5 protein-coding genes are annotated in these 13640 nt (G+C 43.9%); 3 read left to right on the top strand and 2 right to left on the bottom strand.

Annotation, left to right across the window (positions count from 1 at the left end):
- Window positions 1-57: 57 nt before the first annotated feature.
- The gene (locus tag NO992_RS15310; RefSeq protein WP_045961825.1) at window positions 58-537 is read right to left on the bottom strand and encodes an Lrp/AsnC family transcriptional regulator; all 480 of its coding nucleotides are present in this window, start codon (window positions 535-537) and stop codon (window positions 58-60) included.
- Window positions 538-651: 114 nt separating this feature from the next.
- Between NO992_RS15310 and NO992_RS15305 the strand changes: the two genes are divergently transcribed.
- Complete coding sequence (locus NO992_RS15305; protein WP_017217498.1) at window positions 652-1569, top strand: DMT family transporter; 918 nt, start codon at window positions 652-654, stop codon at window positions 1567-1569.
- Between the two features lie 292 nt (window positions 1570-1861).
- On the opposite strand, the gene NO992_RS15300 is transcribed toward NO992_RS15305, so the two are convergent.
- Entirely contained in the window at window positions 1862-2176 is a 315-nt protein-coding gene (locus NO992_RS15300) for a hypothetical protein (RefSeq protein WP_371378595.1), read from the bottom strand.
- A 729-nt stretch (window positions 2177-2905) separates the two neighbouring features.
- On the opposite strand from NO992_RS15300, the gene dapE reads away from it, so the two are divergent.
- Both dapE and NO992_RS15290 read left to right on the top strand, forming a co-directional pair.
- Window positions 2906-4210, top strand: a complete 1305-nt coding sequence (dapE, locus tag NO992_RS15295) for a succinyl-diaminopimelate desuccinylase (RefSeq protein ID WP_371378591.1) — start codon at window positions 2906-2908, stop codon at window positions 4208-4210.
- Window positions 4211-4244: 34 nt separating this feature from the next.
- A complete protein-coding gene (locus tag NO992_RS15290) occupies window positions 4245-13586 on the top strand; it encodes an amino acid adenylation domain-containing protein (protein WP_371378588.1) in 9342 nt (3113 codons plus the stop codon).
- Window positions 13587-13640: the final 54 nt, after the last annotated feature.

The raw sequence follows: 13640 nt of genomic DNA, 5'->3' as shown, positions 1-13640 counted from the left end.
CGTTTAGCTGCGCCTTGCTGATCCCGTCAAAACTTTACTGCTCGCCATACTTAACGATTACCTTTTGCGGATCTGATATGGCACGTTTCTGCGTTTGACTATTGTTGATTTCACCACCGATGTGTGGGTATCACCCAGCGTCGAGACTTTATCCAGAATTTCGTCTAGCTTAGGCATACTCTCAAAACACAGCCTCACATAAAAACAATCCTCTCCCGTCACTTTGTCACATTCAATCACTTCAGGAATGCTTTGGATCATCGTTTCAAGTTGTTTTAGTTTACCGGGATGTTGACGAATACGCACAATCGCCGTCAGCGGGTAATCAAAGCTTTCTGGGTCTAATTCAATACTGTATTTATGAATTACCCCATACTCTTCCATACGTTTCATGCGCTCATTCACACTCGGTGAAGACATATTCACAGCCCGGGCCATTTCAGCAACAGACACTCGGCTGTTGTTTTCTAACAGCGCTATAAGCTTGCTATCTATCGCGTCAAGTGACCATTTTTCATTATTAATTAGTTTTCGCATTTTTGCCTTTCATTTTTAGGAAATTAGAAAAATTAGCCTTTTATTGTCTATTAGTAATACGGCAAACCCTAAGTAATATGCAAGTATAGAATTGAATATAACAAGGTGTGAACAATGTTTGGCTCAGATAAAGAGAAAGGTTCAATAGAGATGATAATAGCTATGGTGCTATCTGGCACCATAGGATACTTTGTCGTCAGTGCAGAACAATCCTATTGGAACGTGGTATTTTTACGTTGTGTTATTGGCGCGTTATGCCTTCTCGGATACGTGCTAGTGACAAAGCAACTGACAAAAGAGGTATTTAAAGGTCCCGTGTTTATGACCATCTTGCTCGGCGGTATCGCGCTGGTCGGAAACTGGGTGCTATTATTCGCCTCGTTTGACTATATTCCTTTTTCAATTTCAATCATCGCATACCATCTACAACCTTTGATGTTGGTATTATTAAGCGCGGTGCTTTATCGTCAGTATCCAAGTAAGGCAATCCTTTTATGGTTGGCCATCGCCGTGGTGGGATTATGGTTGGTTGTTGGGATCCCGTATCAAGAAATAGTCGCGGTGATTTTTGCACAAGAGAGTAACCAAGCCGTTTTTGGTCTGCTACTAGCACTTGGAGCTGCATTTCTGTATACCATTACAACGCTGATGACGAAAAAGGTAAGCCAAGTGCCATCCGGTGTGGTTGCTGTGATCCAAATCTTTTTTGGTGGCTTATTTTTGTTGCCTTGGGTTGACTTTGCACACTTCCCAGAGACTTCATCGAGCTGGGGTAATATCTTATTCTTAGGCGTCGTCAACACAGGGTTTATGTATGTGATCATGTATGACGCGTTTCAACGCCTGAGCACCACATTAATTGCTATTCTTTCTTTTATTTATCCGGTCGTGGCGCTGTTTGTAGATTTTATTGCATTCGAGCACACGATTTCGATACTACAAACGCTTGGGATTGTTTTAATCTTAACGGCAGTCAGCGCTGTAAAGTTCGATTGGAAGTTAGGCAAGTTATTTAACCTGAGGTTTGGATAAGGAGTGTTCCAACTCATTGTTGCTAAAGCACAACTTAGTTTTTCCTTGTCTAGCCAGAGAGTTTTAGGGAAAACAAGGCGGATTTACGCACCAATAGCTGGCTATTGGAAGTGAATTCAACGCAGTTAGCGCTAAAACTGGCTGCTAGAAAGGCATTAATTATCCGCAGCTCAGGTTATTTAGCACACCGAAGCAAAAAGTCAGTTAATTTAGCTAATCTGAACTTAAAGAAAACAGCAGTGATAAAAGCAGAGTAAAGTGCAAGTACTTTGCTCTGCCGCTGTTGACTAGATTACTGCTCTAGGTAACAAATAACCGCAGCTTGCTTAGGGTTGCTTTGCGTATCTTCAATTAGATAGCTCGCTTTTTTACTGTTTTGGCATAAACACATGTCGTAATGACTGATCATGTAAGCATTACCAACAGCATCCTCATCCGTTTTTTGGATGCTACAGGTAGGCTCTCTCCAAATTGGATCCCAGCCGCTTTGGCCAATAGCAACAATTTTAATGTTTTGTTGAGTAACGAGAGCTTTCGCCTCTTCTACTTCTTGAGCAGATACAGACAATGCAGTCAATGCAACGAGTGCGGTGATTAGCTTTTTCATTTTTCATCCTTAATTTAAGTCAGCGCTATAGATAAAAAACAGCAAGACACTGTAACAGTAATCAAAATATTGAATAAAAACTCTATAGCGTTTGCTATTTTATTCATTAAATATGACAACTCAAGAATAAATTCATTAAATTTATAAAAACAACTTCAACCTTAAAGCATCATCACAAAAAAATCTTGCCCACTTACGTAAATACACACCTTTTGGGTCTCTCATTAATTAGAATAAATTGACATATAAAACATCACAACAATAACAAAGAGAGATAAGAAAGGTTAATTCCATTTATCTTAATAGCTTGCTTTACACAATAAACTCGCACCATTTAAAAATTCACAATTTAATTATCCTAAACACCATAACTTTTTTAATTCCGAATAACACAAGACATAGCTAAAGCAATAAAAACCCACTACTGATTATTAAGTGGAATTATTTTTCAGACATTCAGAATATTAGTACATAGAGCATTTACACCAAACTTAATTCAATAAAACTCAAATATAAAACCCAGCCAAACAACATTAAAAACAACAAATTTATTACTTCATAAAAAACAACAATGAAATTACCTAGGTTAATTTAGTCAAAATAAAATCATTAGCATCTAAAGAATTTCGATGTTTGAATACGCAACTTGTGAACACAGCGTAATTAAAATGTGTACAAACAAGCTTTTAATTGCCTATTTATCATACTTCTGCATTAAGGTTTTTTGAGATGAATGACTTTTCTTCAAACACTTGCTTTGAACTTGTCTCTGAAGCACTAGAGGACGTTGAAGCTCTTCATGATGAGCTTCAAGGTATTGATGAGGATAAACATAGCAGCCACCGCGTTGTTGACATCGCGAGGCAGTTAGTCGCATTTAAGTCGGTCACACCAGATGACGTTGGTTGTCAACTGTGGTTAGCACAAGAGCTGCGGACTTTGGGCTTTTCAATCAAGCACTTACCCATTCGTGATGTGAGTAACTTAGTCGCAAGCATAGGTAACAATAGCGATGCTAGGTTTGCTTTTCTTGGCCACACCGATGTCGTACCAGCCGGAAGTACGCAAGATTGGCAGTTTAACCCTTTTAAGCTAACAGAACACAATGGCTGTCTCTTCGCCAGAGGTATTGTTGATATGAAAGGCGCTATTGCCGCCTTTTTTTGCGCAATTGAGGCTTTAGTAACAGACTTTGGAGTACCGGAAAAAGAGCTTTGGTTGCTACTCACCAGCGACGAGGAAGGCGAAGCTGAACACGGAACCAAGCGGATCGCTCAGTTTTTAAAACAGCAGCGTATCGCATTTGATTTTACCTTGGTCGGAGAGCCAAGCTCAGAAGCGCGAGTTGCAGACTCACTGAAAGTCGGTCGTCGTGGTGCTTTGTCTTTTACCGTCAATTTACATGGTAAAAGTGGGCATGTGGCTTACCCTCAAAAAGCGACCAATGCCATCCATCTAGCACAAAATATTATGCAAGCACTATTGTCGATGGATTGGCCTAAGCACTGTGATGACTTTGACTCGACCACGCTACAATTCACCCATGTAAATTCAGGAGATTTTGTTGACAACATCATTCCAAGCCAATGTCAGCTAAATTTTAATATCCGTTATACACCCGCATACGACGAATATGAATTGGTCGAGCTGGTAAGAGAGGCCATCGAAGAACATACGCTCAATTATGCATTAACGACCAGCAACCCCTGCCAACCCTATTACTGCGTAAATAATGATGAGATCCCTTCGCCATCCCTCGCTATCGTCAGTGATGAAATCAACAACCAATGTCATTTCACACCAAAACTATCGACCGCAGGGGGAACTTCCGATGGCCGCTTTATTGCTGAAATATCAACCTCAGTACTAGAACTCGGACTGGTGAACAAAACCATTCACCAAATAGATGAACACACAACAACATCCGACTTAATCCAGCTTCAACAGCTTTACTACGGCATCTATAAACGCCTGCTCTACCCTACGCTTCATGTTCACTCAACCGCTCAAGATGAACTGCTGCAACTTCGCTAATTAATAGAAAATAGATAACTTCAAGGAATGCATTATGGCAATCGAAAATGAACGCTCTGTTCACCCCGCAAACGACACGCTACCGATAGCAATTATTGGCATGGGTTGTCGTTTCCCAGGTCACGCGAATAGTCCTGAATTGTTTTGGGAAAATATTAAACATGGTGTCGATTGCATCATAGAAACCCCAGAATCGAGATGGAATATCGATACTCATTATTCGTCTGTAAAAGCGAATAAAGGCAAGTTGAGCTCAAAATGGGGTGGCTATATCGATGATATCGATAAGTTTGATCCAGCATTTTTTGGGATCACGCCTCGTGAAGCCGAGTTTATGGACCCTCAACAACGTAAATTGCTAGAGGTAACTTGGGAAGCGTTGGAAGATGGTGGGCAAAAGCCATCTGAGCTTGCAGGTGAGTCGGTTGGTGTTTTTATGGGTGGGTTTACGCTTGATTATAAAATTATGCAATTCACTAACCCAGATTTTGATAACATTGATGCTCACACTGCGACGGGTGTCATGATGACGATGCTTTCTAATCGCATCTCTCATACTTTTGACTTTAATGGCCCCAGCATGTCCATCGATACTGCTTGTAGCTCCTCCATTGTCGCGTTAGATATGGCCTGTAAAAGTCTACAAACCGGGGCCAGTAATATGGCGCTCGCAGGTGGTGTGCTATTACATTTGGCACCACAATATACTGTATCCGAGTCTAAAGGCGGTTTCTTATCTCCGACTGGTTTTTCTCATGCTTTTGACGACTCCGCCAACGGCTATGTCCGTGCTGAAGGCGCTGGCGTCGTTGTGCTCAAGCGCTTAGATGATGCGATTAAGGATGGCGACCCAATTCATGCGGTGATCTTAGCCACCGGTGTAAATCAAGACGGTAAAACACAAGGGATCACGGTACCAAACGGCGATGCCCAATTGCGCTTGATGAAAGAAACCTATGCCAAAGCGAATATTGACCCCGGTAAAGTGCAGTACATTGAAATGCACGGCACAGGCACGCCTGTTGGCGACCCTATTGAAGCAAAGTCAGTTGGAACACTCCTTGGGATCAACCGTAATCAAGACGATAAATGCTACATTGGCTCAGTAAAAACCAATATTGGCCATACCGAGGCAGCCGCAGGCATGGCTGGTTTGTTCAAAGCGGTCAAAGCCATCCAAAACAAGCAGATCCCACCGCATTTACACTTAAAATCAATTAATCCTAAGATTGATTACGCCAACGCGCCGTATGAGATCCCCACTAAACTTACACCTTGGCCTAAGCATGAAGGTTTAGCCGTTGCGGGGGTAAACTCCTTTGGTTTCGGTGGAACCAATTCCCACGCGGTTATTCAAGAATTTGTTGCGCCAGAAGTAACATCAATACCTCCAGCAAATGAGAATGGCCTAAAACTTTATCCATTGAGTGCAAGAGATCAACACGGGATTCATCGCTTTGCCAAAGCACATAATGAATTTTTGCAAGACAGCGATGCATCACTCAATGATATTATCTACACATTGGGTGAGCGCCGTGAACACCATCAATATCGTCATGCAATTTGTTTCAAAAATGCAGAAGATCTGCAACAACAACTGCAAACATTAAGTCATGATGCTGAATTTGCTGCGGCCAGTACATTGCGCACACTGAAAAAAGATGAGCAAAAAATCGTGTGGGTTTTCACCGGCATGGGGCCGCAATGGTGGGCAATGGGCCGTGAGCTGTACCAATCAGAGCCAACTTTTAAAGCGATGATCGATGAGTGTAATAGCTATATGTCAGCGCTTACAGATTGGTCATTGGTTGATGAAATGCTTGCCGATGAATCAGCGTCAAACATGCAATACACTTGGCTTGCTCAAACGGCAAATTTTGCCGTGCAAGTCGCACTTGCAGCAATGTGGCGTCAGCACGGCATTTCGCCTGATGTCATTGTTGGCCACAGTACCGGTGAAGCGGCGGCATTTTATGAAGCTGGGGTCTACTCATTAAAAGATGCTTGCACCATCGTAGTCCATCGTAGCCGTTTACAACATCAATGCCGCAACACAGGTAAAATGATGGCGGTAGGACTTTCTGACAGTGATGTCACGCCTTATCTCAACGACCAAGTTGAAGTTGCAGCGGTAAACAGTCCAAACTCTGTCACCCTCGCAGGTGAAGAAAATGCATTACACCGTATTGAAGCACAACTGAGCGAAGCTGGTGTGTTTTGCAAGTTTCTCCGCGTTGAAGTGCCCTACCACAGCCAGTTTATGGAACCGATAAAGGCCGAATTGCTCGAGTGTTTAGCTGGTATTCAAGCTAACACCGCACATACTCCATTGTATTCAACGGTAACAGGAACACTTGCTGAGGGACCTGAGCTTGATGCTAACTATTGGTGGCTCAACGTCCGTCAAGCCGTGCGCTTTGTTGATGCCACCCGCGCAATATTACAACAAGGTTATCAAGCATTTTTGGAACTAGGTCCACACCCTGTGCTTGGCGCATCTATTGCCGAAACAGCAGAAGAACAAAGTTGCTCAAGTGTTGTGGTCTCGAGTATGCGCCGTAAATCCGACGAACAGCACACCTATTACCACGCTGCAGCTCAACTATTTGGTTTAGGCTTTGAATTAAATTGGTCAGCCATAAACGGTCGAGGTAAGTTCACTACTTTGCCAACTTACCCGTTCTTGCAAGAGCGCTTTTGGACCGAGCCTGAGTACTTTAATCAAGTGCGTTTAGGGCAAAGTAACCATGCATTCTTGGGCCGTAAACGCAGTGAAGCTGAACATGTTTGGAACGCTGTTACCGACACAAATCGCGATAGTTTTTTAAGCTGTCACCAAATCCAAGGGAATACCCTCTTCCCTGCTGCTGGCTTTATTGAAATGGCGTATGCTGCAGCCAAAGAGACTTGGGGCAATGGTAGCTATGCACTCGACCAGTTTGTCATCGATAAAGCGTTATTTTTGAATAATGAACATGCACCCAATGTGCAATTCATTTTGCACCATGATGAACCGAATTTTAAAGTGGTAAGCCTTGAAGATGGCAAGACGACCTGCCATGTTCAAGGGACAATCCGCCGAGTACAAAGCGCAAACCTTGCTGAGCCTATTGATCTCAATGCTATTCGTAGTGCTGCCACCAGCGCACAGCAGCACGATGAGTTTTATGCACACCTAAAAGAGTTTGGTTACGAATATGGTCCATGTTTTAGAGCCATTGAACAGATCTGGGCAACAGACAACGGCGTGCTTGCCAAGATTTCTTGGCCTACTCAACTTGAGCGAACAGCACAATTTACCCTACACCCAAGTCTATTAGATGCATGCTTCCAAACGTTAGTATTTACGGAACTTGCAGGTGCTAATGCTCAGCAATTTTCTATCCGCTTACCTGTGATGCTAGAGCAGATCTTGCTTTGCGAGCAGAACAATACTGACTTTTGGTGTTATACCCAAATCACTCATCGTGACGACGAAAAAACGGTCAGTGATTTATACCTCTGTGATGAATCAGGTCAAGTCTTTGGTGTTATCAAAAACTTTATTGCGCAAAGTGTTGACTCCGCTGCAAGTGGGATCACCACCAGAACCATAGATAGCTGGCTTTACCAAGTTAATTGGCTTGCAGAGCCAGAGCAGGAAATACAAGAAACCGACACATTGGGTCGTTGGGTGCTTCTCGCAGATCAATCAGGAACAGCTGAACAGGTAGCCGACCGTTTAGCAAAGCTTGGCCACTCTAGCTGTATCGTTAAATCTGGAGAATATTTTGATATCGACAGAGACCATTGTCATGCATGGCTAGTTCCCGATTCACGGGATCACCTGTCACAACTTATCGAGACTTTGGGCAAACAAGAAATTCGTGGCGTTGTGCATTGCTTTAGTCTAGATAACAGCGCAATAGAATCACTAACTCTTGCTCAGCTGCAAAGAGAAAAACGTCATTCGCTACATTCATTGTTAAATCTAGCCAAAACCGTAATTGAACAAGACTGTAAATTCCCGCTTTACGTGGTAACACGTAACGCTAGCCTCGTTAATAGCGAGCAACTTACCGCGGTGATGTCCGCTTCGTTAACTGGATTTAGCCGAGTGCTCGCACAGCAAGAATTGGTTGATAATTGGGGTGGCCTCATTGATGTTGATGGCCAAAATGATGCCGAACATATCACAGCCAGATTATTAAGTGACCGCCAAGAAGGGGAAGTTGCTTTTAGGGAAAATCAGGCCTATGTTGCTCGTTTAGAGCAGGCAACGTCACTTCAACCCGCCTTCCCAACTCGCGTGCAAAGCCATAAAGCACAATTGATCACGGGTGCATTTGGTTCAATCGGTCAGTTAGTTTGTCAGCTACTCGTCGATAGAGGTGCACGAAACCTCATTTTGCTTGGTAGGAGTCAATTACCTGAGCGTAAGAGTTGGTCAGAACTTACCTCAAGCGACCGTAACTATGATCGCGTTCGGTTTATTCAACACCTTGAGGATCAGGGCGTTAATGTCTCGTTATGGCAGACAGACTTAACTCGAGAGCGTGAACTTCACGCGGCCCTTGAGTCTTATCATCTAAGTGCACAAGCACCGATCAACGGATTATTTTTCTGTGCTGGTATCGTCAATGACACCTTACTTGGCAATATGGATACCAGAGCATTTGACGGTGTGTTTGACACCAAAGCGATTGGTGCGTTGATGCTTCACAAAGCACTCAGTAAAGTTGACCTCGAACATTTTGTACTCTTCTCCTCTGTCGCGGCTCAAGTCACTACCGCAGGACAAACAAACTATGCTTCTGGCAATGCTTTCTTAGATGCCCTCGCCCACTACCGTCGCAATCAGGGTCTTCCGGCGCTGAGTATCAACTGGGGTCCTTGGGCTATTGGTATGATTGAAGAGTTGGGTCTCGCCGAACATTACAAGGACCAAAGGGGCATGAACTGCATCTCACCAAGTGCGGGGATGGCTGTGCTTGAACGTATTCTAGACCAAGATCAACCTCAACTCTTAGTGTGTGACGCCGATTGGTCCAAAGTAACCAATTGGTATGCAGGAAAGCCGAGTTTATTTAGTCACTTGGCTACCCAAGAAAACGACAAGCAAAGCCACCAAGAGCAAGAGTTTGCTCCTTTATACCAGCAAACAGACAGCGCGCTTCGGTTACCGCTTGTTGCCGATCATCTCGCTAATGCTGTCAGCCAAGTATTACGCTGTAAACGAGAGCAAGTGGAATTAGATCTATCGCTCGGTAATCTCGGTATTGACTCTATTATGGCAACAGAGCTGAGAAATAAGATCACCACCCATTTTGGTGAAACCCTAACGATTGTACGCCTTCTAAGTGGTGCATCTATCAACGAATTAAGTATAGAGCTTAATGACAAACTCGTGGAGTCGCTTGGCTTTAAAGTCATAACCACAGAAACATCACAGGTTCAGCCCGTTTCCGAGACCAAGGTTAACTCTATTATCGCATCTGATGCCAATGTGGAAGCTGAGTTCCCACTTTCCTACGGACAAAAAGCGATTTGGTTTATCAATCAACTCAACCCAAGTAGCGCTTCCTACAATATCGGCGGCGCGATGCACATTCCTAGTGCCCTGAATATCGACGCGCTGAAAAAAGCCCTTAGTGCTGTAGTTGCTCGCCACCCAATGTTAAGAACAAACTTCTTCTTTAAAGATGGCGAACCCTATCAAAGAGTCTGGACTAATCGCGAGGATGCACTGCAAGTCATTGATGTACATGGTAAGTCTTGGGAAGATATTCAACCTATGATGATTGCAGACAATGAACAGCCTTTCGACCTTGAGCACGACCCGCTGTTTAGACTGTATTTGTATAAGCAGAATGATCAAAGCTACTACTTTGCAGTGACGATTTATCACATCATCTCAGATGCATGGTCAAATTACATGTTTATCGATGAAATGCAGTCACTGTATGCGCATTTTGCAAAAAGTGAACCGTTAGCACTCAGCGAGATAACGTCAAGCTATGAAAAATTTGTCGATTGGGAAACACGCTTTGTTCACTCTCCACGCGGCGCGGCAAACTATAAGTTTTGGCAGAATCACTTACCTGCTGAGATCCCCGTATTAGACCTTGCAACCGACAAACCTAGACCTGCGGTACTCACCAACGTTGGTGATTCATATCATTTTGAGTTGGATAAAGCCCTCACGTCTTCATTGAATACCCTTGCAAAGGCACAAGGGTCCACCATGTTCATGGCGTTGCTTAGCATCTATTACGCAGTCATGCATAAATATACTCAGCAGGATGAGATCATTATTGGCAGTCCCGTGGCCGGTCGTACAAATCCAGAGTTTTCAAACGTCTATGGTTACTTTGTGAATCCCCTACCGCTATGCGCAAGGTTTGATCCTGAAACGCACTTTACTTCGCTTTTAGCGCAGGTGAAAGACATTACCCTCAACGCACTAGATCACCAAGAATATCCGTTTGCGCTGTTAGTGGATAAGCTTGGTATTGAACATGATGCCAGCCGCTCTACGGTATTTCAGGTCATGTTTGTAATGCTCAATCACCGCGTTGAGCAATCGCATATGGATGAAAATAATGTCGCGTACTATAAGGGCTTTCCTATGCAATTCATGGAACTGCCTGAAGAAGAAGGTCAATTTGACATTACGCTTTCGACCTATGAAGAAAATGGCGTGTTCAAAGGCACATTAAAATATAATACCGATCTATTCGAAACCGAAACGATAGCGCAGCTGGCTCGGGACTATATCGCACTGACGCGAATGGTCGTTGATAGTCCAAATCGGCCACTTTCGGAGCTTGCCTTAACAAGTCCAGACGCAATAGATGCCTTGGCGACCTTTGCTGAAAGTCAAAAAAACGCACCTGCATTACCGACTTTGGTCAGCCAAATAGAAAATGCGGCGCAACATAGCCCGGAGCTTCCTGCCCTTAGCATTGCCTGTGAAGCAAATGCTGGAGAACTTGCCGCTACTTTAAGCTATTGCGAACTGAACGGTCAGGCAAACCAGTTAGCGCGACTAATCAATTCACAGCTAGATGATCAAGCTAGTCAAACGATTGCCTTACATTTTGAAAAATCTATCGCATTAGTTGTTGCTTGTATCGCTACGTTAAAAGCAGGTCATCATTTTGTGGTAATTGACCCACAGCAACCCAATGAACGCAAGCAGCTGTTGCTTAAGCAAAGTCGCTGCGCGTTACTACTTTGCGAAGAAGCGCTAACATCAGATCACCCGACACTACTTTGGGAAAGCTTCCAAAGCCAACGAGATGAAATCAGCGAGCACAATTTGGCGTTAAATCATCAACCAAATGACATCGCGTATATTGTCTTTACTTCCGGGTCTACGGGGACGCCAAAAGGTGTCCAGGTTAGCCACCAAAACTGGGCTACGATCGCCGTGGACTGGTTAGCTCAATTTGATTTAGCACCCACCACTCATCATTTACAATTGGCCAGTCCAACCTTTGATGTGTTTTGTGGCGATCTCGCGCGCGCATTTTACAATGCGAAGCACTTAGTGTTGTGTCCTAAAAATATGATGCTGAACATGCCGGTGTTGTATGACCTCATTGAGACACAGCAGATTGATACGGTTGAGTTTGTGCCCTCTGTGGTTCGTAATCTCATCTTATTCGCAAAGCAAAGTCAGGTTGGTTTTACCAGCTTACGTCGAGTGATTGTTGGCTCTGAGCAGTGGCAAATCGCTGAATACCGTGCACTAAAAGGACTGCTATTGGAAGATGCAAGACTATTTAGCTCCTACGGCACATCTGAAGCAACCATAGACAGTAGTTTCTTTGAGGAATCAGAGCAGTACTTAGAAACCAGTACGACAGTGCCAATCGGCAAGCCTTTCAATGCAACGCAACTTATCTTGCTCGATAAGCAAAACCGATTGGTATCCAGTAACGCAGTAGGCGAAATTGCAATTGCAGGGCAAGGCGTAAGCCTTGGCTATCTCAATAATCCAGAGAAAAATGCCAGTCAATTTATTCAACTTCCCGTATCAGGAAATAGCACCATACGGGTGTATAAAACGGGTGATTTAGGTAAGTGGGACAAACACGGAAACCTACATATTCTGCAACGTATCGACAACCAAGTAAAAATACGAGGTCACCGCGTTGAGCTAGGAGAAATTGAGTCTAGCATCAACCAGATCCCAGGAATTAAGCGAAGCTATGTAAAAGGAATAGAAGTACATGGGCAAACCCAATTAATTGCCTACTTTGAGTCGGAGCTTGCGGTCGGTACTGAATTTGTCCTCGAACAGTTAGAGAACCAGCTACCAAGCTATATGGTACCTAGTAAGCTAGTTGCCATTGATCAATTTCCATTACTGAGTAACGGTAAAATCGATGCGGCGGCATTGCCACAGGTTGAAGTCGCTGAGTTGGTAAGAGCATTCGTAGCGCCTGCCACCTTATTTGAGCAGCAGCTCGCTGAGATTTGGTCTAATATGCTAGGGCAAAAATCCATTAGTCTTCATGATGACTTTTTTGCCCTCGGCGGTAACTCTTTATATTTGATTGAGCTAATGGTCAGGATCCAATCAGCCTTCAGCATCAAAATGGAAGTTAATCAGCTATTTAGATTTACAACCTTACATGGCATGGCGAGTGCAATTGAAGATGTAGTAACAGGAAAAGAAACGGGCGCGTCCCCTTACCTTATCTTCAATGCGGGTCAATCTAGTCGTTTATTTGCACTGCCGCCAGCGGGTGGTTACAGCATCGTCTACAAGGCATTTGCCGACGCATTGCCTAACACTGAAGTGATCTCTTTTAACTACCTCGAAAGTGACACTAAGGTTAGCGACTATGCCGACCAAATTATGCAAATTCAACCTCATGGTCCCTATACCCTATTTGGATACTCCCTTGGCGGTAATTTAGCCTTTGAGATTGCTAAGGAGCTGGAAAGCCGAGGTCAACGTGTCGGGGATGTAGTGATCTTAGATTCATTCAGGATCACCGAAACAATCAAAATGCGGGAACAAGACTTCGCGCACTTTGAGCAAGAGTTAAAAGCACATTTCGCCCGCCACACCGGCTCAAATACGGTACACGAGCATACACTGGCACAAGCGAGAGACTATATCGATTGGTGTTATGAAGTGAAAAATCTAGGTCAGGTTCACGCAAAACTGCACTTTATCGTCGAGCAAAATGCACATGCAGAAGCTGCTCGTCTAACCAGTTGGGATGCAGCATCGGACGCCGAAGTCATTACCTATCAGGGAGTTGGTAAACATGAGGAAATGTTGATGCCAGATATGATGCAGGCAGGCAACGGCGCAATTATGCAAAGTATTCTGCAAGATACCCAAAGCCAAGCGAAAATAGCAACAAATGTGGAGTAACAGCTTGCCCCAAAGCCATCGCTTTGGGGCTTTCTAACGACTTTAAGGACAGAA

The sequence above is a fragment of the Pseudoalteromonas sp. DY56-GL79 genome (genome assembly GCF_041414765.1).
GTDB lineage: Bacteria > Pseudomonadota > Gammaproteobacteria > Enterobacterales > Alteromonadaceae > Pseudoalteromonas > Pseudoalteromonas piscicida.
This window is presented reverse-complemented; position numbering and strand designations above follow the sequence as displayed.